Genomic DNA, 21,801 nt, shown 5'->3' on the forward strand with positions numbered 1-21,801 from the left:
GATGTATACCGAGGTGCTGGAGTTCTGGTTCTCGGAACTATCACCCGAAGACTGGTGGAGGAAGGACGCGGAGCTGGATGCGCTGATCGAGCGCCGCTTTCTGCAAACGCTGGAGCGAGCCAAAAGAGGCGAGCTCTTTGCCTGGCGCGAACAACCCGAGGGGCGCCTCGCCGAGATCATCGTGCTGGACCAGTTCTCGCGTAATATCTATCGCGATACCGCGGCGGCCTTCGCCCAGGATTCGTTGGCGCTGGTGCTGTCCCAGGAGGCCGTGCACGCCGGCGTCGACAAGCATCTCAGCGCCATCCAGTGTCACTTTCTCTATATGCCTTACATGCACTCGGAGTCGGTGTTGATCCACGAGCAAGCAGAGCAACTGTTCCGGAACAATGGGCTGGAAAGCGAATATCGCTTCGAGCTGAGGCATAGGGCGATCATCGACCGTTTCGGTCGCTACCCCCACCGCAACGCCATCCTCGGCCGTGAATCCAGTGAAGAGGAGCTGGAGTTTCTCAGGCAGCCCGGCTCCAGTTTCTAACTCCATCCCCTCTGTAGCAACCGCCAGGCCCCGGCTTATACCAGCGGCGCCGTTGGTCTGGGGCCTTCTGCCAGCAGGTCCCGTAGCCGGTTCAGCCCGGTTTGCAGCGACTCGATAGAGGTGGGTGGGGTGATGCAGATTCGCACCGCCTGAGGCGCCGGCTGGGTGCCCACGCAGAAGGGTTCGGGACTGACCAGGGTCACGCCTCGGTGGCGGGCCTGCTCGACAAAGTCGCTGGCGCGCCAGGGCTCAGGCAGATGCAGCCAGGCGTGAAAGCCGCAGGGATGGGCGTGAAAGTCGTACCCGCGAAACACCTGCTCCAGAAGCGCATGGCGCGCTGCCAGTTCCTGGTTCTGCCAGTTGATCAGGGTGTCCGCATCACCGCTTGCAAGCCACTCGCAGGCAACGGCTCCGACGATCCCCGGGCTGGACCAGAATTGCGCTCTGATCCCCGATGCGAGCTGGGGAATCAGCGCCGCCGGCGCTCGCAGACAGCCAAACCTGAGTCCCCCTGAAAGAATTTTCGAGACGCTGAAGATATAGAAGGAGCGCTCCGGCGCCAGTTCAAAAAACGGCGTGCCGCGTAGCTCTGCGCTGACGAACTGTACGCCATCCTCCAGAATCAGCAGGTCATACTTACGCGCGATGCGGACGATTTCCCGCCGCCGCTGCTCACTCATATGCGCTGCCGTGGGGTTGTTATGCTCCGGCATCAGGTAGAGCAGGCGCACCCGCTGGCGCTCGCACAGTCGCTCAAGTGCATCCGGGCGCATACCCTCGCGGTCCATGGAAACCGGCAGGTGTTTGAGGCCGAGCTGGCGGGCGCAGGCGATCATGCCGGGGTAGGTCAGGGCGTCGGATGCCACCGCTTCCCCGGGTCGGATCAACGATTGCAGCACCAGGAAGTCCGCGTGCTGTCCGCCAATCGATAGCAGCAGCTCGTCGGCGTCGATATGAATGTTCTGGCTGCTTAGCCAGGCTGCCAGCTGTTTTCTCTGCTCAGGATTACCCTTCTCCGACTGATATTCGAGCGCGTTGTGCAGTGCACTGGGCTGCTCGCTCAGCCTGGCCATGATCGCCGACAGCTGCCGCTCACGCAGTGCGCAGGGGATCGGGATGCTCAGGGACAGATCGATGCTGTCGCCTGTGGCTTTCGAGAGATGGTGGAAGTTGGGCTCATCACTGTGTTTACCCCTGACCCGTGTACCGCTGCCCACCTTGGCTTCAAGCAGACCCCGTCTTTCCGCTTCCTTATAGGCGCGGGTGATCGTGCCGACGGTCACCTCGAGCGCATCGGCAAGCAGGCGCTGTGGTGGCAGCCGGTCTCCCGGTTTGAGCTCGCCGGATGCAATGGCGGCAGCGATCTGGTCGGCGAGGGTTTTGTAGCGCGCCCCGGCCGGTGTTTGGCCGGAGGGCAGCCAGCTGGCCCGTTGCTGGGCTTTTTCCTTGATGCTCATGCGGCTTTTATCCCAGGCTGATTGTCAGGGTGACATTTGAGTGTATGGGGTACAAAACTCTGATTGCTCGGTTTTAAGTCCCGAACTAACCTTGATTGTACCTCTTGTATGAGGTTTTTATATCCCATTTTTCGACAATTGTATGCATACAATTATGTATCGGAGGCTCTTATGTCTATTCATGGTTCCCAACTCCTTAATCTGCCGGTGGTTCAGTCTGTATGCGCGGTCGTTGAGGTGATGGCCATGATGATGCGTCAGAGCCGCCGTGGCCGTGCCTGTTTTCGCGAGTGTAGCGAGCAGGGGGGAAGGTCATGATCTCTAGCGCCGAACTGCTTGCCCTGGCCGGGCCGGTTGTTGCCTTTGCATTCAGCATGTCAGCGACGCCAGGCCCCAACAACATGATGCTGACCGCCTCGGGCGCCAACCACGGCTTTCTGCGCACTCTGCCGCACATGGCGGGTATCACCGTTGGCTGTATGGTGCTGATGAGTGCGGTTGCCCTGGGCCTGGGCGCACTGTTCCAGCAGTGGCCTGTGCTGCAGCTGGGGCTCAAGGTGGTGGGCAGTCTTTATCTGCTCTGGCTGGCGTGGAAAATCGCCAGTGCACCACCGCCGAGTAAAGCCAGTGATGCTGAAACGAAACGGCCGATGACTTTCATGCAGGCCGCAGCGTTCCAGTTTGCCAACCCCAAGGCCTGGGTGATGGCGATCTCCGGGATCGCATCGTTCACCTTGACCGGCGATGCCTTTGTTACCTCTGCCATTGTTGTGGTGCTATTGATGGGAGTGACCAACCTGCCATCCATTGCGCTCTGGGCGGGGTTCGGGGTGGCCATCGGGCGCCTGCTGCATACGCCGCTGCACTGGCGTTGGTTTAATGCTGTGATGGGTACGCTGACCGCTGGCTGCGTCATTATGATTCTCGCCTGATATTCAAACCGGCCGTTCTGGCCGGTTTTCTTTTCCTGATTTCCCTTTCAATCCTGTCTCAGTATCTACCCCACTTAATGGTTGCCTGCAGAGAGGGCTAGCGCTGATCACTGAATAACCTTAATGGGCGTAGTTTGAGCAGGATCTAATATATTGTTGCATAGTAGATACATTATTTATTTGTAGTCATATAAATGATTAAATAAATCCATAGGGCTGCCGCTAAGGTCAGTTCACACCTCTGGCTCACGGAAACGGAATCCTATGGGAATCACCAAACTCCTCGAAAATATCTCCATCGGCAAGAAACTTCTGATCGGTTTCGGAACCATTCTCCTGCTCACTCTTGTTGTTGCCGTTGTCGGTGGTCACGGGCTGTCGCTTGCTAAAGAAAGCAGCGAAAAGGTCACTTTGGCCGAGGATATTAATGTGGCGTTGCTGGACGCGAAAAGCGCTCGTCAGCGTTACCTGCGCACCGGCGCTGATGCCGACTATGACGCACTGGTCGAGCATATCGAACAGATGGAGGCGCATGTTAATCAGCTGAAGGGGAGAGATCTGGCAGCGGGCGAAAAGGCAGCTCTCGATGAGCTGGGGCGGGATCTCGTCGTTTACCAGCGCAGCTTGACTAAGATTCTCGATCTGAAAAGCGAGCGTGTCAATACCCGCAAGGAGTGGGCGGCCTATGGCTCGGAGTTGCTGCGTCTGTTGGGTGAAATTACTGAAGAGGCTAACCGGATCGCGCTACAGCGGGATAACTGGAAGGCCGCAGCCGTGGCGGAGAAGGTCTATCACCGCTATACCATGGCGCGCTACCGGGTGCGCGGTTATCTGATTACCTTGGCGGCTGCAGATAATAGCAGCGAGAACGGTTCCCGTGCCCTGGATGAGACCATCGATAAAATCGTTGCTGAGTTCAATGACCTGGCGGATACCCTGCGCCAGAGCCAGATCGGTATTTCCCGCAGTACGCTGAACGAGGCGGCCAGTAATCTGAACCAGTACGGAGAATATCTGATGCGTGTGCATCAGATAGACAACCGTCTGGGGGATACGCAGCTGGAGCTGGTTGCTGCTGCCATTGAGCTTTCTCAGGACGTGGAGCAGGTGCTGCAGGAGCAGGCAGCAAGCCAGATTGCCGATACTGAACAATCCAATCTGATCCTCGCCGGTGTGACCGCGCTGGCCATGGTGCTGGGTGTTCTGCTGACCCTCCTGATTTCCCGTGTGATCAGTAAACCGCTGGCCCATGCAGCGAATGTTGCCCACCGCATCGCCGAAGGTGACCTGACGCAGAAAATCGAACGCGACCGCAGTGATGAGATCGGCGACCTGATGAGTGCGATGGCGCAGATGAACAGTCGTCTGCGCGAGCTGCTTGGTCGCATTGATCAGGGTGTTACTGAATTGACCTCTGCGTCTTCGCAGATTAACTCCTCCGCCGAGAAAAATCAGGAAGGGATGCAACTGCAGCGGGCTGAAACCGACCAGGTTGCTGCCGCGATCAACGAGATGACTGTTGCCGTTCAGGAAGTAGCACGCAGCGCTGAAGATGCCTCGGGTGCTGCTGATGATGCGGATAACCAGGCGAAAGAGGGTGTGAAGGGGATCAGCGGTACCGTTGAAACTATCACCCGCATGGCTACTGAAATAGCCTCAACCGCGGAGGCGATGGGTGAGCTCAAGGTGCAGAGCGATGATATCGGTCGTGTTATCGATGTCATTAAAGGGATCGCCGAACAGACCAATTTGCTGGCGCTCAACGCGGCGATCGAAGCGGCTCGCGCCGGCGATGCCGGTCGAGGGTTCGCAGTGGTAGCCGATGAGGTGCGCGGCCTGGCGCAGCGTACCCAGGAGTCCACCACCGAAATTGAAGAGTTGATCGGCAACCTTCAGCACAACGCGGAACGCTCTCTGGTGATGATGGAATCCGGTCAGCAGATGACCAGGGAGAGCGTCTCTTCGACCCACACCACCGGTAGCCTGCTCGACAATATTGCCAATGCCGTGTCGCTGATTCAGCAGATGAACCAGCAGATCGCCACCGCAGCGGAAGAGCAGGGCTCCGTTGCCGAAGAAATAAACCAAAGCGTGGTACGAGTGCGGGATATCACCGAAACCTCTGCTAACAGCTCCAGTGAAACCGTTGCAGCAACGCGCATGCTGGTCGATGTAAGCCGTAATCTGCAGGGGTTGGTGAAAGAGTTCAAAGTCTGATTGTTACAGCAGTGCTGCTCAGGCACTGCGAAGATGCCGTAACGGGCAGGTGTGCCTGCCTCTTTTTAGATCTCCCCCTCTTGATCTTCAGCCCGGCCATTTGGCCGGGTTTTTTATTTATTGTCTACTATGAATTTAATTCGTGATGATTTTGCCGGTCAGAGGCTTATTCGTTGACCTTGGCGGATGATCTTTGGATTAGAGAGTGGCAATATTACAAAATTGTCTAACCAATCGGTCAATTTTGTTACTTAAGGGCTAACTAGCCTGATCCTTCACTGGTTCTGGTGCGTAGACCAGCGAAAGTTGGCTGTTTTCTGATAAGGGTTTAAGTAGGGCAGGTATGGAGCAGAAAAAGACAGCGCTGGAGCTGGTCGATATTCATAAGTCTTACGGCACGCTGGAAGTGCTGAAAGGGGTATCGCTCAGTGCCGGAGATGGGGAAGTTATCTCAATTCTGGGGTCCAGTGGCTCCGGCAAGAGTACCCTGCTGCGCTGCATTAACCTGCTGGAGCGGCCCAGTAAGGGCAGGATTATCATGTCCGGTGAAGAGCTGGCGCTGGAGCCCGGTAAAGATGGTGATCTGAAGGCAAGCAACAGTCGTCAGCTCGAGCGTATGCGCTCCGAGATTGGCTTCGTGTTCCAGAACTTCAACCTCTGGCCGCACAAATCCATTATCGACAATATCATCGAGGCACCGACCCAGGTGCTGAAGCTATCCAGGGATGAAGCGATCGCCCGCGCCGAGAAATTGCTCGAGCGGGTGGGTCTGTATGACAAGCGGAACGTCTATCCGGCCAACCTTTCGGGCGGCCAGCAGCAGCGTATCGCTATCGCTCGGGCCTTGGCGATGGAACCACGTGTGCTGCTGTTTGACGAGCCCACGTCTGCGCTAGACCCGGAATTGGTCAATGAAGTCCTGGCGGTTATGCGTTCGCTGGCCGAAGAGGGGCGCACCATGTTGATCGTGACACACGAAATGCGCTTTGCGCGTGAGGTCTCGAACAAGGTGGTGTTCCTTCACCAGGGCAATATAGAAGAGTCGGGAACACCGGAAGAAGTGTTTGACCGACCGACATCCCCTCGAGTGCGTGACTTTATGGCCAGCCATCACTGAACTATGGCTTGGCACAGCCCCGCAAACTCAACTTAGTGACAAACGGTGACTAGTTTATGAAAGCAAGCAAACTGATTACGGCAGCCTCCCTGATTTTGGCGACCTCTATGGGTTCGACCCTGGCGAGTGCCGCCGACAAAATCCGTATTGCGACAGAGGGTGCCTACGCGCCGTTCAACATGACCGATGAGAATGGCGAGCTGGTCGGTTTTGATGTGGATATTGCAAAAGCGCTCTGCGCGCAAATGGAAGCGGACTGCGAAATCGTCGCTCAGGACTGGGATGGCATCATTCCGGGCCTGATGGGGCGCAAGTACGACGCTATCATCGCGTCCATGTCGATCACCGAAGAGCGCCTGCGTGTGGTGGATTTCAGTGAGCCCTACTACTCGAACGTGCTGGCTTACATCGCGCCTGCCGACAGTGATTTCGACGCCAGCGCGGCAAGCCTCGAAGGTATGACCATTGGAGCACAGCGTGCCACCGTGGCGGGTCAGTACCTCGAAGATGAGCTTGGCGATGTGGTCAATGTGAAGCTCTATGATACTCAGGATAACGCCTACCTGGATCTGGGCGCAGGCCGTCTGGACGCGTTGCTGTCCGATAAGTTTCCTGCATTCGACTGGCTGCGCAGTGCAGAGGGCGAGGGCTTTGAATTCAAAGGCGAAGATATCGATATCGATGACAAGATCGCCATCGCCGTGCGCAAGGGCGATGACCTGAAGGACAAATTCAGCGCTGCGATCAAGGCAATTGTTGATGACGGCACCTATGCTGAAATCAATGAAAAGTACTTCCCGTTCTCTATCTATTAAGACTTTTCCATTTATAAAGACTTTCCACGTTTAACGACAAAGGGGCGGCCGTCAGCGGATTAAGGGCTGGCCGCTCCCGCGGTGATCTTATTTATGGATCTATTAGGATTTGGTGACCTGCTGCTATCCGGCACCTGGGTCACGATCAAGCTGGCGCTGACCAGTCTGGTCTTCGGATTGGCGTTCGGCTTGATAGGTGCTTCAGCCAAGCTATCCTCTTTCTGGCCGGCACGCATGCTGGCAACGGCGTACACGACCCTGGTGCGCGGCATTCCCGAGCTGTTGTTGGTACTGACTATCTACTTCGGTGGTTCGATGATGCTGATGGCCGTGGCCGAGAAGTTCGGTTACACCGAATATATCGAAATCAGTGCCTTTGCGGCGGGTGTCGCGGCGCTTTCCATCGCCTTTGGCGCCTACTCAACCGAAGTGTTCCGCGGTGCGATTCAGGCGATTCCCAAAGGGCAGTGGGAGTCGGCCCAGGCGCTGGGCATGACGCGCGGTAAGACCTTTTTTCGCATTATCCTGCCGCAGGTGTGGCGGCTGGCACTGCCAGGCCTTGGCAACCTGTTCCAGGTGCTTTTGAAGGACACGGCACTGGTGTCCGTGGTGGGTCTTAACGACCTGATGCGCCAAGCCTATGTGGCCACAGGTTCAACCAAGCAGCCGTTTACCTTCTATATGGCAGCAGCGATTATCTATCTGGGGCTGACAGTGCTGGCTACTCTGACCACCACCTGGCTGGAGCGTGCGGCTGACCCGGCGGCACGGGGAGCGCGCGCATGAACTGGAACTGGAGTGTTATTTACGAGTACATGCCGCGCCTGATCGACGGTGTGTGGGTGACGCTGGAGCTGGTTTTCCTGTCCGGTCTGCTCGGTCTGATCCTGGCGGTACCTCTGGCGCTGATGCGTGCTTCGCACAACCGCTGGCTGCGTATGCTGCCGTTCGGCTATATCTTCTTTTTCCGCGGAACGCCGCTGCTGGTGCAGATCTTCCTGATCTATTACGGTGCTTCCCAGTTTGACGCCATCAAGGAGTCGGCACTCTGGCCGATTCTCAAAGAGCCTTACTGGTGTGCGATTATCGCCTTCACACTCAACACTGCCGCCTATACGGCGGAGTTGATCCGTGGCGCGATTCAGGCGATCCCCAAGGGTGAATTGGAGGCGGCCGATGCCTTTGGTATGAGTCGGCCGATGAAGATTCGACGCATCGTCCTGCCGCGGGCCTTTGGGATCGTTCTGCCGGCCTACGGTAATGAGCTTATCCTGATGCTGAAGAGCAGTTCTCTGGCATCGACGATCACTCTGCTCGATATTACTGGCGCGGCGCGGACGATTATCGCCCGTACCTATACGCCGCTGGAGATCTTCTTTGCTGCTGGCATGCTGTATCTGCTGATTACCGCGATCATGATCGGTTGTTTCCGTCTGATTGAGCATCGGTTGAACCGCTATCAGCACTACAAGGTGCCCACCGAGCCCGGCCGTTAGAGGCCGGGCTTTCTTTTTTAGTGCTAAAGTTGGTCAAAAAACAGTCCAAAAGCCCCTTTAACGAATGTTGTTTTTTGGTAACATAGCGTTGCATTCTCAGGAAGGAGAGCTAAGGGTCAGGTAACGACGCCCCATAAATGCTGTTTTATAGAAGCCAAAAGCATTTGAATCAGTCCGTCTCTCTTTTCTCCCGTGCCCGCACCTCGTTGGGTGCCGCAACACTGTCCGCTCTGCTTGTGCTAGCCTCCACCGAGGTTCGTGCCGATCATTTCAGCGACCATATTCGTATCAGCGGTTTTGGCTCCATCGCGCTTACCCGTGGTGGTGATGAAAACTTGGGCTTTCGTAGAAACGTATCCCAGGAAGGGGAGTTTGATCGCTGGTCATTTCGGCCCGACTCGTTGCTGGGTGTTCAGCTTGATGCCGATCTGAATGACCGTCTGAGAGGGACGCTGCAGCTGGTGGGTAAGGACCGGCCGGAGAACGGTCTGGAAGAATCGATCGAGGCTGCTTATCTCGCCTACAATATCGACCCCCGCTGGACTCTGAGGGTAGGGCGGGTAGGGATGGACCTGCTGCCGATGTCCGAGTATCAGAATATAGGTTTTGCCTATGACTGGGTGCGCCCGCCGGTCGATTACTATGGGCTGATCCCTTTCTCCTATATTGATGGTATGGATCTTCGCTATACCCGCCCAGTTGGCGCGGGAACACTCTCTGCCAAGTTATCTGCGGGTAGCACCAAAAATATCTATGAGTCTTTCGACCAGCATAACTATTTCAAGCTGGAGCCTTTCTACGGTGTCTCGCTGCGCTATGAGCTGAATAATCTCGCGCTGATGGCGTCCTACGCGCGATCTGAAATTCAGGATTTCAAGAACCCCAACGTCGATCTGCTGGAGGATTACCTGCTATCGCTGCCATCTTTCACCGGTGGTTCTGAGGTGGCCGAGCGTCTCAGGCTGGATGGCATTGTCACCGAATATTACTCTCTCGGTGCTGAGTATCGGACGGGTCCCTGGAAGGCCACAGCAGAGATCGCTTACCTGGATTCCGATGGCGAACTGTTCCTGCCTTTTCTCGGTGGCTACGCCGGTATAAGCCGTCGCTTTGATAGCGTCTCTCTGTATGGGCTGGTCTCCCAGGCACGAACCACCAAGGATGCAGCTACTTTAGATGCGCCGTTGTTGCCTCCTCCTCTGGGTCACTACATTCAGCGAGCACTGAACTCGGTTCAGAGTGATCAGAAAACACTCTCTCTGGGTGCGCGCTGGGACCTGCGTAGTAATATGGCACTAAAGATGCAATGGGATCGTACCTGGGTGGAAGAGGGTGAGGCGTTCCTCTGGGGGCGGGATACTGAGCAGACGCCGAAATCGGCTCTGGATACCTTTACCCTGAGCATGGACTTTGTATTCTGACTATGAATTGGATGATCAAAGCCGTGTGGATACTGCTAGCCTTTAGTGGGTCGCTCTATGCTGGCGATATTCTGGTGGTGGTGAGCAAGGACTCACCGGTAGATACCATCACCAAGCGTGAGCTGGTGGACCTTTACATGGGGCGTTCGCACAGTCTGCCTGATGGCTCGCCTGTTATGAAAATTGATGCGCCAGTGGATTCGCCCGTCAGGGCAGAGTTTTATCAGGCGCTGATCGGTATGAAAGTTTCAGAAGTCAACGCATACTGGGCAAGGCTTATGTTCACCGGACGTGCGACGCCGCCCATGAGTGTGACCAAGCCGGAAGATGTTGCCGGGCTGCTGGCAAGAAATCCGAGCGCGCTAGGCTACTTGCCAGAGGACAGCGAAAATGAACAGCTTAAAACCATTTTCGTTATTAAAGAGGATCAGGGAGCGCCTTGATCTTCAGATAGCCCTGGCCATTCTCTGCCTGGCTACGGCATTTCTTTTTGTCGGTGGCTATCTTAATTATCTGCGCGCTCAGGAGCAGGAGCGCACGGGTGTTATCACCATGGTCAGGGAGATGGTCGCCGTTGTCGAAGGCAATGCGGCGATTGCTGCTTATCTGCAAGATCTTCAGCTGGCAACCGAGATCAGTGCAGGCCTGCAGAGCAGTCGTTATATATCCATGGTCAGCATCGACATTGATGGCGGCGGGCTGGTCTCGACCGGCGCGGTCCAATCTGGACGCTCCCCCGACTTCGTGCTTGAGCTGGCCTCTCCTTTTTCCGCCGCCGAAACAGTAGGCAGTATCAAGGTCTACGCGGACCTGGATTACATTGAGAAGCTTGCTGCCAGCAAGGGACGTTCGGTAGTCAGCGGTCAACTGGCTTTGCTGTTACTGGTTTCCGTGGCGATCCTCTGGGCCGTGCGTGTGGTTGTAACCCGACCGCTCGGTTCGGTAGTGCGGCAGTTAAAAAAGATCAATTTGAGCGACGAGGGATCTATCAATCAGATCTCGACGCGCAGTCAGGATGAGATCGGCTATCTGGCTGATAACATCAACTCAATGCTGTCAGCGATTCACGCGGCCTACCTCAGTGAGGCGGAGCAGAGCCGACGTATTGCGCAGCTGGAGCGCAAATTCCGCCTTATCTTTGAAGGTTCCCACGCCGGTATCGTGATGGTGGATGGCCAAAACCGGCTTTCTCTGGCCAATCAGGCGTTTCAGTCCCTGGTTGCGCATCTGGACCCGCATCTTGATCAGCAGGAGCCGCGGCCGCTATCACAGCTTTTTTATGATCCTGAATTGGTGGAAGGGATTCTTTCGACTGTGCGTGAGAATAACGCCAGTGTATTCCGTGACCTCAAGCTTGCTGGCGAGCAGGAGGTCTGGGTGCGTAGCCTGTTTTCTCTGATTGAGTCGCAGAACAGCGCTGAAATGGGCTATATCGAGGTGGTTTTCTCCGACATCTCCGACCGGGCTCTGATCGAAAAGCACTTTGAATATGGTGCCACGCACGACCAGCTTACAGGTCTACTGAACCGGCGCGGTGGCGAGGCGCGGTTTCGGCGGCAGGTTGAGCAGGCGCAGTCCCGTGCGGGTAGCTTTGTGCTTTGTCTGATCGATCTGAACGACTTCAAACCGGTCAATGATATTTATGGCCACGAGGCCGGTGACGTAGTGCTGAAAGAGATTTCGTTGCGATTGAAGAGTGCTTTGCGGGCCGATGATGTCATTGTCCGCTGGGGAGGAGACGAGTTTGTCGTCTCCATGCTGGCTCAGAGTTCGGATGCGGTGGATGCGGTGGGCCGCAACCTGCTTTCGGTGTTTGAACAGCCGGTGGAGATCCGCCCTGAGGTTTGGGTGCGGGTGGGCGGCAGTATCGGTATCGCCACGTCGGATCGCGTCGGCTTCAGTATCGAGCGGATGGTAGAAGCGGCGGATGAAGCGATGTATATCGTCAAGAAGGGCGACAAGAACAGCTATCAGGTGTTTGGCGATTCAGTGGCGAGAAGTCAGTCCCAGGCGTAGAGGCTCTGATTGCGACCAGACAGACAACAAAAAACCGGCTCAAGGCCGGTTTTTTAATGGGCGCCCGGTCTTGGTGAAAGGGCGCCGTTGCTCTGTATTCAGTCGGATCAGACTGACAGGGAGTCCAGCAGGTTGTTCAGAGTTGCGCTCGGGCGCATCACTGCTGAAGCCTTGGCCGGATCAGCGTGGTAGTAACCACCGATTTCAACCGGCTTGCCCTGAACCGCTGCCAGCTCGTCAACGATTTTCGCTTCGTTGGCGCTCATCTGGTCAGCCAGCGGCTTGAAGACTTTGGCCAGTTCAGCGTCGTCGGTCTGGTTAGCCAGTTCCTGTGCCCAGTACAGAGCCAGGTAGAAGTGGCTGCCACGGTTGTCGAGTTCGCCAACCTTGCGTGACGGAGACTTGTTGTTCTCCAGGATCTGACCGGTAGCCTTGTCCAGGGCCTGACCCAGAACGCGGGCGCTCGGGTTGTCGTACTTCATGCCCATCTCGTCCAGAGAAGCAGCCAGTGCCAGGAATTCACCCAGGGAATCCCAGCGCAGGTGGTTCTCTTCAACCAGCTGCTGTACGTGTTTCGGTGCAGAACCGCCAGCACCGGTTTCGTACATGCCGCCGCCGGCCATCAGCGGAACGATGGACAGCATCTTGGCAGAGGTGCCCAGTTCCATGATCGGGAACAGGTCGGTCAGGTAGTCACGCAGCACGTTACCGGTGACGGAGATGGTGTCCAGACCGCGTATAGCACGTTCCATGGATTCACGGATAGCGCTGTTGTAATCCAGGATGCGGATATCCAGGCCGCTCAGGTCGTGCTCTTTCAGGTACTCTTCGACCTTGGCTTTCAGCTGCATGTCGTGAGCACGTTCCGGGTCCAGCCAGAAAATAGCCGGAGTGTCGGAGTTGCGGGCACGGTTAACAGCCAGCTTGACCCAGTCGCGGATCGGCGCGTCTTTGGTCTGGCATGCACGCCAGATATCGCCTTTCTCCACTTCGTGCTGCATCAGAACTTCGCCGTCTGCAGCGTTAACAACACGCATGGTGCCGTCGGCCTTCATTTCGAAGGTCTTGTCGTGAGAGCCGTACTCTTCCGCTTTCTGAGCCATCAGACCGACGTTCGGTACAGAGCCCATGGTGGTCGGGTCGAAAGCGCCGTTGGTCTTACAGAAGTTGATCACTTCCTGGTAGATGCGCGCGTAAGTGGACTCCGGCATCACCGCCTTGGTGTCCTTCAGCTTGCCGTCACGGCCCCACATTTTACCGGAGCTGCGGATCATCGCCGGCATGGACGCATCGACGATTACGTCGCTCGGGATGTGCAGGTTGGTGATGCCTTTAACGGAATCAACCATCGCCATTTCCGGGCGTTCAGCGTAGCAGTCGTGGATATCCTGCAGGATCTCTTCCTGCTGGGAGTCCGGCAGCTGCTTGATCTTGTCGTAAACGCTGGACAGACCGTTGTTCGGGTTAACGCCGATCTCTTCGAAGGTCTTACCCCACTTGTCGAACAGATCCTTGTAGTACACGGTCAGCGCGTGACCGAAGACGATCGGGTGAGACACCTTCATCATGGTCGCTTTAACGTGCAGAGACCACATAACGCCGGTCTCTTTGCAGTCGTTCAGGGTGTCTTCAAAGAACGCACGCAGTTTCTTGGCGCTCATGAACATGCCGTCGAAGACTTCGCCTTTCTGCAGGCTCAGCTCTTTCTTCACTTCGACGTTGCCGTCTTTGCCAACGAACTCAATGCGGATGTCACCGGCGTCAGCCATGGTGATGGACTGCTCGCTGGAGAAGAAGTCACCGCCGCGCATGTAGTCAGCGTGGGACTGGGAAGCTTTGCTCCACTCGCCCATGGAGTGCGGGTATTTGCGAGCGAAGGCTTTAACGGCAGCCGGCGCACGGCGGTCGGAGTTACCTTCACGCAGAACCGGGTTTACAGCACTGCCGAGGATCTTGCTGTAACGCGCCTTGTTCTCTTTCTCTTCGTCGTTCTTCGGCTCTTCGACGTACTCGGGAACGTTATAGCCCTGAGACTGAAGTTCAGCGATGGCAGCACGCAGCTGCGGAACGGAAGCACTGATGTTGGGGAGCTTGATGATGTTGGCGTCCGGGCTCTGGGTCAGGGCGCCCAGCTCGGCCAGGGAATCGGCAACGCGCTGGTCTTCGCTCAGGCGGTCCGAGAAAGCGGCCAGTACACGAGCGGCGACAGAGATGTCACTGGTTTCAACTTCGATGCCGGCAGCAGCAGCGAAGGAGCGAACGATCGGCAGCAGGGAGTGGGTTGCCAGTGCCGGTGCTTCGTCCGTAATGGTGTAAATGATTTTCTGATTTGATGTCGTCATTCTTTTCCCCAGTGTTAGATGGCTGGATTGGCCAAAGCAAGCAGTTCGAGAAGGGGGCTTTTGGCCGCCCTAATCAACTTGTTGTTCAGGTGTCTGCGAACAACTCCTGGGGAGAAAAACACTGCAGGATTTATTCGCAGGTTCCTACTTTATGAGTATTTTTGTGGCGTCGCATTGTACCGAAAGAGGAGCCTTCGATATATGGCCAAATGGCCGGGAAGGGGCGTTTTTTGCCGTTTTTAGCCCTAAGTCTAATACGGCAAAGCCTGTTGTGCCTGCTTTCAGCCCAGTAAACATGGGGCCTGAGCGGCCCCAGCGTGAATACCGATAAGTGAGTTGCCGGTATCAGTCGTGATCGAGCTGGATGTGGAACGCGGTGCCAGTATCAAGATCCGAAGTGACCGCCATATGACCCTGGTGCTGTTCGGTGATAACGAAATACGCCAGTGAAAGACGTTTGGCGGCACCAACCTTGGCCTGCTCGATCGTACCGTCGCTGTGCATGAACGGTTCGAACAGGTACATCTGCTCGTCGGCGGTGAGGCCGACGCCGTTGTGTTCGATACGGATTGAAAGGGCATCGAAGTTCTCGGCGACATAGATATCAATTCGCGGTTTAAAGCCTTCTTCCGTTTTTTCGATCAGCGCCTGATAAGCGTGGCGGAACAGGCTCAGGAACACCTGCTGCAGTTCGGTCACGTAGCAGGGCACCATCGTCACGTCATCCTGGTAGTGCCGCTCGATCTGAACGCTGGTGAACGGGAAGGTATCGGGTTCAGCAAGCACGTCTCGTGACTGTTCAAGCGCGTGCTCGATCACATCCACCGCGTTGGCGTTCTGCGGTTTGTCGCTGCGACCGCGGGCAAACTGCAGCAGGTTGCGGATGATCGATTCCACCTTGCGGCCGCTTTCCGAGGCGCTTTCAAGCAGTTCGTGCAGATGCTGGCTTTCTGGGCTCTGCTCGGTCCCCGGTGGCAGCAGCTTGCCGGACTCGAGTGCGCCCTGGAAGCTGCGCAGGTCGAACAGGATGCCCTGCAGCGGTGTGTTGATGTCGCTGGCCATGGTGCTGGCGAGTTCACCCATGGAGGAGAGCTTGTCGTGGTGAATCAGCATATTTTCGGCGATGACGCGCTTGGTCACGTCGTCCACCAGGATTACCACACCCGGATCGCTGTAGTTCTGCAACGGGTAAACGGTGATATCGAAGTGGTAGCTGCCCGGCTGGCTATGGCGCAGTGTGATCGCTTCGCCCTTCTCAAGTGCCTGCTCGATATGGCGCGGCGCAACGGTGATATCGGAGTAGATCTCCCAGAGATTCTGGCCGATGGCGTCCTCGCTGCTGATGCCGGAGATCTGCTCGGCGCGCTTGTTCCACTGCGTGATAATGCCTTGGCGGTCAAGGCCGACCAGGACCAGCGGCATGGAGCTCAGGATGTTCTGAATATATGACTGGGATGACTTGAGCATCTTGGTGGTGACCACATGCTCGGAGACTTCCTGCTCCAGCTTTGCGGTGCGCTCACGTACGCGCTGCTCAAGATGGCCGCGGATCTCTTCCAGTGCCAGGTTATAACGACGGGCGCGGCGCCAGGTGACGAAGAGAATCAGTACCACCAGTGTCAGCAGGATGATCAGCACCCCGCTGGAGAAGTTGGCGACATACTGCCAGTTGGTGCTGCCGTCAGTTTCTCTGAAGGGAGCGAAAATGTCGGCGAAGGCAAGCGGGCTGGCGATCAATGTGCAAAGAGCAATAAAAAGACGGGTCATATGAGGATGTAGGCCCTTGAAAGCGATAACTGAGGAAAAAGTAGCTTACGGAAAAACAGGTTACCCGGTTCTGACAGAGGGTAACTTTCTGATCGTCCGGTGATTATAGCCGATTCGAGGTCTGGCCGGGACCGTCTCAAACTGCAATTTAATGTAAAGCTTCAGGTTTGTGGGTGAAAACTAAAATTCCACTCATATTTGTTAAGTGGAATTCATGTTTTCATTTCCTCATCTATCGCCTGGCCTGTAACCCCTGGTGTAACACCCCGTAGAGCGCTTTTGGCGTTGTGGCATGGTCTTTGTTTAGGGGGGCTTGGTAATAAGTTCCTTGTGAACTGGAAAACTGACAAGCCGAAGACGCTGCGACTGCCGGGGATGAGCGATGACAAGCGATACAACACTGATACTGGGTATAGGCAATGTGCTCTGGGCTGATGAGGGCTTCGGGGTGCGATGTGTCGAAACGCTGAACCAGCGTTACCGCTTTCCTGAGGATGTGAAGCTGCTCGACGGCGGCACCCAGGGCATTTACCTCGTACAGCATGTCCAGAATGCCAGCCGGCTGCTGGTGTTTGATGCGGTGGATTACGGCCTGAAACCGGGAACGCTGAAGATTGTGCGTGATGAGGAGGTGCCCAAGTTTATGGGCGCCAAACAGATGAGCCTGCATCAGACCGGTTTTCAGGAAGTCCTGGCCATGGCTGAGTTCACCGGCAGCTACCCGTCTGAGTTGTTGCTGATCGGCGTGCAGCCGGAGCTTCTGGAAGATTTCGGCGGCAGCCTGACCCCGGTCGTACGCGACCGTATCGATGAAGCGCTGGAGATTGCGCTTAACTTTCTAGCCGAGCGCGGCGTAATGGCCGAGTCGCGCAGTGAAACCGGCCTGGCGGCTGAGGAACTCTCACCGGGACAACTGGCGCTGCAGGCCTATGAGCAGGGCCGTCCCGCTTCCGATCAGGCGTGCCGTACCGGCGATGCCCGTTTTCTTAATCCCGCCATCGATCTGAACGAGGAATCCTGACATGTGTCTCGGAGTACCGATGCAGGTGTTGGCAATCGAGTCAGGTCGTGCGCTTTGCTCCGGTCGTGGTGAACCTGTCTGGGTGGATACCCGTCTGGTTGACCAGGTAAGCCCTGGCGCCTGGTTGCTGGTCTTCGCGGGTGCTGCCCGTGATGTCATCAGTGCAGAGCGTGCGGCTCAGGTCACCAGTGCCCTTGAGGCGTTGCACGCCAGCGCTAGAGGCGATGTTGACGCAATAGACCGGCTATTTGCCGATCTTGTGGATCGAGAGCCGCAGTTACCTGAGCACCTTCGCAGCGCCGCTGCAGTAAACCAACAGATAGAGAACGAATCATGACCCATCCGCTGATTGAGCAGCTAAACAGCCGTTATGGCTACCCCAGCCTGGACGCCGATGGCGTTGATGACTTCATTCGTGAGCAGGCGTTCAGCGTGCTGTTTTTTGCCGAGGATCCGAACCGTTTTTCCGAAAGCCTGGATGTGGCGGTGATCCTGCCGGAACTGGTTAAACGCTTTCCGCAGCTCTCTCCTGCAGTGATCGCCGCGAAAGATGAGCGCAGCCTGCAGGGGCGTTACGGATTTAACGCCTGGCCGACCCTGGTGTTTCTGAAACAGGGGCGTTACCTCGGTGCGATCTCAAAGGTTCGGAACTGGGATGAGTATATCGACGAGATCGAGCGGCTGCTGGTCTCCGAGCCGCGTCGAAACCCCGGTATCGGTATCCCGGTTGTTACGGGCAATGAATCCTCAGCCTGCGGGCATTAAGGAGTTTACGGTTTTATGAGTAAGGAGATCCCGCTGTTCGACCTGACGCCGGCCATAGGTCCTGGCTCCAAGTCTGAAGAGGAAGCGCTCAGCTACATGCCGATGCCGAAGGAGATGTACACCTTCGAGCTACCCAGTCTGCCAGAAGCCGAGCACGTGGCTGAATCGCCGGAAACCCTGCTGTTGCTGGGGCGTCTGCAGGAAGCGCTGGATGAGTATCGTCCCGGCATGCCGACCCGCCGAATCCCTCTGGATGATTTGGGAGAGAGCGGCAGGGCGCTGCTGTACCAGGTGCTGGGTGAGGGCGAGGTGGCGCTGCAGATCATGGGTGAGGAGCCGATCCGTGCCCAGGAAACCGTATTGGCCGGAGTCTGGTGGCTGCAGCGTGTAGATGCGGCGGGCGTGCTGCTGAGTCAGTGGCTGGAGGTAGCGGATGTGCCGGAACTGGCAAGGTTGAAAGCCTTCGCGGCAACGGAGATCCCCCCGCTGGATTCGGCCAGCCTGCCCAAGGATATTCTCAATGCCGGCCCTGTGCTGGTTGAACTCCTTGATGTGGCCAGAGCCCATCAACAGTCGTCTCGGCAGATGCCTCACGTGATTAACCTGTCGCTGCTACCGTTCTCGCCGGAAGATCATGACTGCTTGAACGCCCGCTTGGGGCAGGGCGAGGTGGTGATCCTGTCGCGAGGCTATGGCAACTGCCGCATCGGTGCCTGCGCCGTGCCGGGTATCTGGCGTGTGCAGTACTTTAACAGTACCGATCAGTTGATCCTGGATACGCTGGAAGTGATCGAGATCCCGCAGGTCGCCTGCGCGGCGAAAGAGGATCTGGAGGATTCCGCTGAACGACTCAAGGAGATGCGCGAGGTGCTGGTATGAGCGAGCGTTTCGAAGGCAGCTACCTCGGTGATGGTTCGCGCATCGCGCCTGACAGCCGGCTGGAGTGCAAGATCTGCTGGCACATCTATGATCCTGCCGAGGGCGATGAGGTGTGGCAAATAGAGCCGGGAACGGCGTTTGCCGATCTGCCGGATCACTGGCGTTGCCCCAACTGCGATGGCGACCCTGACCAGTTCATGGTGGTCGATGACTGAGCAGGACAGCGCCGCCGAGATACTGCAGGTGTATCGCGAAGCTACTGCCCGCATGGCGGGTCTGCCGATGTATAACCCGGCGCTGGAACCGGCCATGTTCGGCTGGCAACAGCTGGATGGGGCTCAGGTGGGAATATTGATCCTTCCCTGGTGTCTCAATCTGGTGTGGCGACCGGATGAACCTTGCCTGATGCCGCCCAAGGGGGAGAGCTGCGTGCTGTCTCTGGCATCCGGTGAGTACGAAGGTATCGTCGCCTATAACGAGTCGGTGGGGCATTATGGCAGCGCTTCATTACTGTCGGATACGCTGGGTCTACAGAGCCAGGTCGATGCGCAATCGCTGGCCGCCGAAATCGCGGCTTTGATCTTTACGGCGCCGCAGCCATCGACAGAGAACAACAGCGCAGCGCCGGATGCTGCTGCGCAGGCCGAAAACCCACGGCGTCGGGAGCTGTTTCGGCGCATGCTGGGAGCGAGCCAGGGAAACTAATCTCATGACAGCGATAAGTGCAGGAAAGCTACAGGTCGATCTCTATCACGACGGTCACAAAATTAGCGCTGTTAAACCAGCGCTATTGCGACCGTCCGGTCAGGTCGGCGCGCTGCTGCACGGGCGACACCCCGATCAGGCCGTAGAGCTGCTCGGCATGCTGTTCTCCATCTGCTCGGTGGCACACCGTGTTGCCGCAACCCGCGCTTTGGAAGCGGCGCGAGGGTGCATCGCCGATGCCGAAACCGAGCGGGTGCGAAACTCTCATGTGGCGATTGAGAGGCTGCGCGAGAGCTTGATGCGCCTGCTGCTGGACTGGCGTTACCCCAGTGTTGATGACGATGCGGCTGCACAGTGCATCAGGCTATGCAAAACGCTGAGCCAGGCGCTGGAGACCGATCCGGCCGAAGCGGCGCTGGTCGTTGTTGAGCTTGGTAACTGGTGGCGGGGCCTGCGTTGCCAGCCCACCGAGCAGGATATCTGGATCGCTAACCACTGTGAGCGCTGGCGCGGCATAGAGCTTGGCGTTTCGGGCAAGGTGCTGGAGCCGGGTATGCCGGGGGCTGGGCAGCCCTCACTGGAGTCAGGACCTGTCGTCGCTGCAGTGGGTTGTCGAGATGCGGCCCGGGTGATCGCTGAAGTGCTTCAGACTCTGGTTAGCCAGGTGGATGACGCGCTGGCACTGCTGGAGGGAGAGACCGCTGAGGCGGTGGCTGGGCTCGGGCAAAGCAGCGGCGATGGCTTGGCGACCGGTTGGGCACTGACCGCGCGGGGATGGTTGATGCACGGCATCGAGCTGGACGGCGACAGGGTTGAGCGCTGGCAGATACTGGCTCCCACCGACCGTAACTTTCATACTGAGGGGGCGCTTGTGCGGCGCCTCAACAATGTTGTCATCGACCGGGACTCGGCCGAAGCGCTGACCCGGGAGCTGACACTGGCCATCGATCCCTGCGTGGCTTTCGAAGTGAGAATCAACGATGCATGAGATGTCGATCGCTGAGGGGGTAGTGCAGCTGCTTGAGGAGCAGTCCCTGGCGCAAAACTACACCCGCGTGAAACATGTCTGGCTGGAGATAGGGCCACTGGCGGCGGTGGAATCCGAAGCCCTGCGGTTCTGTTTTGATGCGGTAACGCGCAACACCCTGGCTGAGGGCGCGCTGCTGGATATTATCGATTTGCCCGGGGAGGCCTGGTGCCTGGGCTGCGCAACAACGGTGCCGATCACCCAGAGGTACGACAGCTGCGTTCACTGCGGCAGCTATCAACTGCAGGTGACCCGTGGCGACGAGCTGAGAATAAAAGAGCTGGAGGTAGAATAAAATGTGTACCGTTTGCGGTTGTGCCGAGGGTGAAACCCGTATCGAAGGTGACCATCACCATCATGAGCACGCTCATGCACATAGCCATGCCGCTGGGCATGATCACAGCCACCCCCATAGCCATGACCATTTACCTGAGCACTCGCATCAACATGCGGATGCCGACAGCTCACCGCTGGTGGCGCAAGGGATGAACCTGCATTACGGTCAGGGTGCGGCTCATGCCCATGCGCCGGGGCTCAGTCAGGGCCGTATGGTGCAGATAGAGCAGGATATCCTCGGCAAAAACGACCGCTATGCGGCGCAGAACCGGGCTCGCTTCGCTGCGGCGTCGCTGTTTGCACTGAACCTGGTGTCCAGCCCCGGCTCGGGTAAAACCACGCTGCTGACACGCACGATCGAGATGTTCGGTGAGCGGCTGCCGCTGGCGGTGATCGAAGGCGATCAGCAGACCGCCAACGATGCGGATCGTATTCGCGCCACCGGCGCTCGCGCCATTCAGATCAACACCGGCAAGGGCTGTCACCTGGATGCACATATGGTCGGTCATGCGCTGGAGCGGCTCGGCGAACTCGAAGGTGGTGTACTGTTTATCGAGAACGTGGGTAACCTGGTGTGCCCGGCAGCTTTCGACCTTGGCGAGGCGCACAAGGTGGCGATCCTTTCGGTCACCGAGGGTGAAGACAAGCCGCTGAAGTACCCGGATATGTTCCATGCCGCGGACCTGATGCTGCTGAACAAGACCGATCTGCTGCCGCATCTGGATTTTGATGTGGAAGCCTGTATCGATTATGCCCGTCGCGTGAACCCGAATATCGAGGTGCTTCAGGTATCGGCCCGCAGTGGCGAGGGTATGGCCGAATGGCTCGACTGGATCGAGGCGCGCCGCGCGGCCCGTATTCGGGATCGGATCAACGCCCTGAAACAGCAGGCCCAGGCGCTGGAAGCGCTGCTCTAACGTCGCTCTGAACGGAGAGCACAGAACGGAGAG

The 21,801-nt window shown here is 57.2% G+C and carries 23 protein-coding genes; 20 read left to right on the top strand and 3 right to left on the bottom strand.

Translation table 11 applies throughout. The features are described 5' to 3' along the window. Position 1 precedes the first annotated feature (1 nt). Positions 2-538 (top strand): DUF924 family protein, encoded by a 537-nt coding sequence (locus CLV83_RS01775; protein ID WP_132286659.1) that lies wholly within the window; start codon positions 2-4, stop codon positions 536-538. A 35-nt stretch (positions 539-573) separates the two neighbouring features. Here CLV83_RS01775 and CLV83_RS01780 read toward each other — a convergent pair whose 3' ends face one another. Continuing rightward, positions 574-1,995, bottom strand: coding sequence for an aminotransferase-like domain-containing protein (locus tag CLV83_RS01780; protein ID WP_132286662.1), 1,422 nt, complete (start codon positions 1,993-1,995; stop codon positions 574-576). A gap of 171 nt (positions 1,996-2,166) precedes the next feature. On the opposite strand from CLV83_RS01780, the gene CLV83_RS22545 reads away from it, so the two are divergent. From CLV83_RS22545 to CLV83_RS01825, 10 genes are all read left to right on the top strand, one after another. Continuing rightward, complete coding sequence (locus CLV83_RS22545) at positions 2,167-2,313, top strand: hypothetical protein (protein ID WP_165900209.1); 147 nt, start codon at positions 2,167-2,169, stop codon at positions 2,311-2,313. Then, the gene (locus tag CLV83_RS01785; RefSeq protein ID WP_132286665.1) at positions 2,310-2,927 is read left to right on the top strand and encodes a LysE family translocator; all 618 of its coding nucleotides are present in this window, start codon (positions 2,310-2,312) and stop codon (positions 2,925-2,927) included. The genes CLV83_RS22545 and CLV83_RS01785 overlap by 4 nt, the downstream gene beginning before the upstream one ends. 264 nt (positions 2,928-3,191) lie before the next feature. Further along, complete coding sequence (locus CLV83_RS01790; RefSeq protein WP_132286668.1) at positions 3,192-5,144, top strand: methyl-accepting chemotaxis protein; 1,953 nt, start codon at positions 3,192-3,194, stop codon at positions 5,142-5,144. 343 nt (positions 5,145-5,487) lie between these two features. Continuing rightward, a complete protein-coding gene (locus CLV83_RS01795) occupies positions 5,488-6,261 on the top strand; it encodes an ABC transporter ATP-binding protein (protein WP_132286671.1) in 774 nt (257 codons plus the stop codon). Between the two features lie 56 nt (positions 6,262-6,317). Next, positions 6,318-7,076, top strand: a complete 759-nt coding sequence (locus CLV83_RS01800) for a transporter substrate-binding domain-containing protein (RefSeq protein WP_132286674.1) — start codon at positions 6,318-6,320, stop codon at positions 7,074-7,076. Positions 7,077-7,169: 93 nt separating this feature from the next. Beyond that, positions 7,170-7,862, top strand: a complete 693-nt coding sequence (locus tag CLV83_RS01805) for an ABC transporter permease (RefSeq protein ID WP_132286677.1) — start codon at positions 7,170-7,172, stop codon at positions 7,860-7,862. Next, a complete protein-coding gene (locus CLV83_RS01810) occupies positions 7,859-8,572 on the top strand; it encodes an ABC transporter permease (RefSeq protein ID WP_132286680.1) in 714 nt (237 codons plus the stop codon). The genes CLV83_RS01805 and CLV83_RS01810 overlap by 4 nt, the downstream gene beginning before the upstream one ends. 164 nt (positions 8,573-8,736) lie before the next feature. Then, positions 8,737-9,993 (top strand): hypothetical protein, encoded by a 1,257-nt coding sequence (locus tag CLV83_RS01815; RefSeq protein WP_132286683.1) that lies wholly within the window; start codon positions 8,737-8,739, stop codon positions 9,991-9,993. 2 nt (positions 9,994-9,995) lie between these two features. After that, a complete protein-coding gene (locus tag CLV83_RS01820; protein WP_165900210.1) occupies positions 9,996-10,436 on the top strand; it encodes a hypothetical protein in 441 nt (146 codons plus the stop codon). Further along, positions 10,384-12,009, top strand: coding sequence for a diguanylate cyclase (locus CLV83_RS01825; protein WP_132286689.1), 1,626 nt, complete (start codon positions 10,384-10,386; stop codon positions 12,007-12,009). Before CLV83_RS01820 ends, CLV83_RS01825 begins: the two co-directional genes overlap by 53 nt. 107 nt (positions 12,010-12,116) lie before the next feature. On the opposite strand, the gene CLV83_RS01830 is transcribed toward CLV83_RS01825, so the two are convergent. Together CLV83_RS01830 and CLV83_RS01835 are read right to left on the bottom strand one after the other, a co-directional pair. Next, on the bottom strand, positions 12,117-14,351 hold the full coding sequence (locus tag CLV83_RS01830) for an NADP-dependent isocitrate dehydrogenase (RefSeq protein ID WP_132286692.1): 2,235 nt from the start codon (positions 14,349-14,351) through the stop codon (positions 12,117-12,119). Between the two features lie 345 nt (positions 14,352-14,696). Continuing rightward, a complete protein-coding gene (locus CLV83_RS01835; protein WP_132286695.1) occupies positions 14,697-16,118 on the bottom strand; it encodes a two-component system sensor histidine kinase NtrB in 1,422 nt (473 codons plus the stop codon). Positions 16,119-16,500: 382 nt separating this feature from the next. On the opposite strand from CLV83_RS01835, the gene CLV83_RS01840 reads away from it, so the two are divergent. Genes CLV83_RS01840 through hypB form a run of 9 tightly spaced genes read left to right on the top strand, consistent with a single transcriptional unit; the run spans position 16,501 to position 21,768 of the window. Beyond that, positions 16,501-17,139, top strand: coding sequence for a HyaD/HybD family hydrogenase maturation endopeptidase (locus tag CLV83_RS01840; protein WP_132286698.1), 639 nt, complete (start codon positions 16,501-16,503; stop codon positions 17,137-17,139). A gap of 1 nt (position 17,140) precedes the next feature. After that, positions 17,141-17,476 (top strand): HypC/HybG/HupF family hydrogenase formation chaperone, encoded by a 336-nt coding sequence (locus CLV83_RS01845; RefSeq protein ID WP_132286701.1) that lies wholly within the window; start codon positions 17,141-17,143, stop codon positions 17,474-17,476. After that, the gene (locus CLV83_RS01850; RefSeq protein ID WP_132286704.1) at positions 17,473-17,904 is read left to right on the top strand and encodes a thioredoxin domain-containing protein; all 432 of its coding nucleotides are present in this window, start codon (positions 17,473-17,475) and stop codon (positions 17,902-17,904) included. Before CLV83_RS01845 ends, CLV83_RS01850 begins: the two co-directional genes overlap by 4 nt. A 15-nt stretch (positions 17,905-17,919) precedes the next feature. Beyond that, positions 17,920-18,783 carry a hydrogenase expression/formation protein gene (locus CLV83_RS01855; protein WP_132286707.1) on the top strand — a complete coding sequence of 288 codons (864 nt, stop codon included), beginning with the start codon at positions 17,920-17,922 and terminating at the stop codon, positions 18,781-18,783. Beyond that, on the top strand, positions 18,780-18,998 hold the full coding sequence (locus CLV83_RS01860) for a rubredoxin (RefSeq protein WP_132286710.1): 219 nt from the start codon (positions 18,780-18,782) through the stop codon (positions 18,996-18,998). The genes CLV83_RS01855 and CLV83_RS01860 overlap by 4 nt, the downstream gene beginning before the upstream one ends. Beyond that, the gene (hybE, locus tag CLV83_RS01865; protein WP_165900211.1) at positions 18,991-19,488 is read left to right on the top strand and encodes a [NiFe]-hydrogenase assembly chaperone HybE; all 498 of its coding nucleotides are present in this window, start codon (positions 18,991-18,993) and stop codon (positions 19,486-19,488) included. Before CLV83_RS01860 ends, hybE begins: the two co-directional genes overlap by 8 nt. A 4-nt stretch (positions 19,489-19,492) precedes the next feature. Beyond that, the gene (locus tag CLV83_RS01870) at positions 19,493-20,476 is read left to right on the top strand and encodes a hypothetical protein (RefSeq protein ID WP_132286716.1); all 984 of its coding nucleotides are present in this window, start codon (positions 19,493-19,495) and stop codon (positions 20,474-20,476) included. 1 nt (position 20,477) lies between these two features. Beyond that, positions 20,478-20,810 (top strand): hydrogenase maturation nickel metallochaperone HypA, encoded by a 333-nt coding sequence (hypA, locus tag CLV83_RS01875; protein WP_132286719.1) that lies wholly within the window; start codon positions 20,478-20,480, stop codon positions 20,808-20,810. A gap of 1 nt (position 20,811) precedes the next feature. Further along, positions 20,812-21,768 carry a hydrogenase nickel incorporation protein HypB gene (hypB, locus tag CLV83_RS01880; protein ID WP_132286722.1) on the top strand — a complete coding sequence of 319 codons (957 nt, stop codon included), beginning with the start codon at positions 20,812-20,814 and terminating at the stop codon, positions 21,766-21,768. The last annotated feature ends 33 nt before the right edge of the window (positions 21,769-21,801 follow it).

Source organism: Marinobacterium mangrovicola (genome assembly GCF_004339595.1).
GTDB lineage: Bacteria > Pseudomonadota > Gammaproteobacteria > Pseudomonadales > Balneatricaceae > Marinobacterium_D > Marinobacterium_D mangrovicola.

What these genes read in the sequence shown, in the direction of transcription:
- CLV83_RS01775 (WP_132286659.1), top strand. Translation starts at nt 2, where the DNA reads ATGTATACCGAGGTGCTGGAGTTCTGGTTCTCGGAACTATCACCCGAA.
- CLV83_RS01780 (WP_132286662.1), bottom strand. Translation starts at nt 1,995, where the DNA reads ATGAGCATCAAGGAAAAAGCCCAGCAACGGGCCAGCTGGCTGCCCTCC.
- CLV83_RS22545 (WP_165900209.1), top strand. Translation starts at nt 2,167, where the DNA reads ATGTCTATTCATGGTTCCCAACTCCTTAATCTGCCGGTGGTTCAGTCT.
- CLV83_RS01785 (WP_132286665.1), top strand. Translation starts at nt 2,310, where the DNA reads ATGATCTCTAGCGCCGAACTGCTTGCCCTGGCCGGGCCGGTTGTTGCC.
- CLV83_RS01790 (WP_132286668.1), top strand. Translation starts at nt 3,192, where the DNA reads ATGGGAATCACCAAACTCCTCGAAAATATCTCCATCGGCAAGAAACTT.
- CLV83_RS01795 (WP_132286671.1), top strand. Translation starts at nt 5,488, where the DNA reads ATGGAGCAGAAAAAGACAGCGCTGGAGCTGGTCGATATTCATAAGTCT.
- CLV83_RS01800 (WP_132286674.1), top strand. Translation starts at nt 6,318, where the DNA reads ATGAAAGCAAGCAAACTGATTACGGCAGCCTCCCTGATTTTGGCGACC.
- CLV83_RS01805 (WP_132286677.1), top strand. Translation starts at nt 7,170, where the DNA reads ATGGATCTATTAGGATTTGGTGACCTGCTGCTATCCGGCACCTGGGTC.
- CLV83_RS01810 (WP_132286680.1), top strand. Translation starts at nt 7,859, where the DNA reads ATGAACTGGAACTGGAGTGTTATTTACGAGTACATGCCGCGCCTGATC.
- CLV83_RS01820 (WP_165900210.1), top strand. Translation starts at nt 9,996, where the DNA reads ATGAATTGGATGATCAAAGCCGTGTGGATACTGCTAGCCTTTAGTGGG.
- CLV83_RS01825 (WP_132286689.1), top strand. Translation starts at nt 10,384, where the DNA reads ATGAACAGCTTAAAACCATTTTCGTTATTAAAGAGGATCAGGGAGCGC.
- CLV83_RS01830 (WP_132286692.1), bottom strand. Translation starts at nt 14,351, where the DNA reads ATGACGACATCAAATCAGAAAATCATTTACACCATTACGGACGAAGCA.
- CLV83_RS01835 (WP_132286695.1), bottom strand. Translation starts at nt 16,118, where the DNA reads ATGACCCGTCTTTTTATTGCTCTTTGCACATTGATCGCCAGCCCGCTT.
- CLV83_RS01840 (WP_132286698.1), top strand. Translation starts at nt 16,501, where the DNA reads ATGACAAGCGATACAACACTGATACTGGGTATAGGCAATGTGCTCTGG.
- CLV83_RS01845 (WP_132286701.1), top strand. Translation starts at nt 17,141, where the DNA reads ATGTGTCTCGGAGTACCGATGCAGGTGTTGGCAATCGAGTCAGGTCGT.
- CLV83_RS01850 (WP_132286704.1), top strand. Translation starts at nt 17,473, where the DNA reads ATGACCCATCCGCTGATTGAGCAGCTAAACAGCCGTTATGGCTACCCC.
- CLV83_RS01855 (WP_132286707.1), top strand. Translation starts at nt 17,920, where the DNA reads ATGAGTAAGGAGATCCCGCTGTTCGACCTGACGCCGGCCATAGGTCCT.
- CLV83_RS01860 (WP_132286710.1), top strand. Translation starts at nt 18,780, where the DNA reads ATGAGCGAGCGTTTCGAAGGCAGCTACCTCGGTGATGGTTCGCGCATC.
- hybE (WP_165900211.1), top strand. Translation starts at nt 18,991, where the DNA reads ATGACTGAGCAGGACAGCGCCGCCGAGATACTGCAGGTGTATCGCGAA.
- CLV83_RS01870 (WP_132286716.1), top strand. Translation starts at nt 19,493, where the DNA reads ATGACAGCGATAAGTGCAGGAAAGCTACAGGTCGATCTCTATCACGAC.
- hypA (WP_132286719.1), top strand. Translation starts at nt 20,478, where the DNA reads ATGTCGATCGCTGAGGGGGTAGTGCAGCTGCTTGAGGAGCAGTCCCTG.
- hypB (WP_132286722.1), top strand. Translation starts at nt 20,812, where the DNA reads ATGTGTACCGTTTGCGGTTGTGCCGAGGGTGAAACCCGTATCGAAGGT.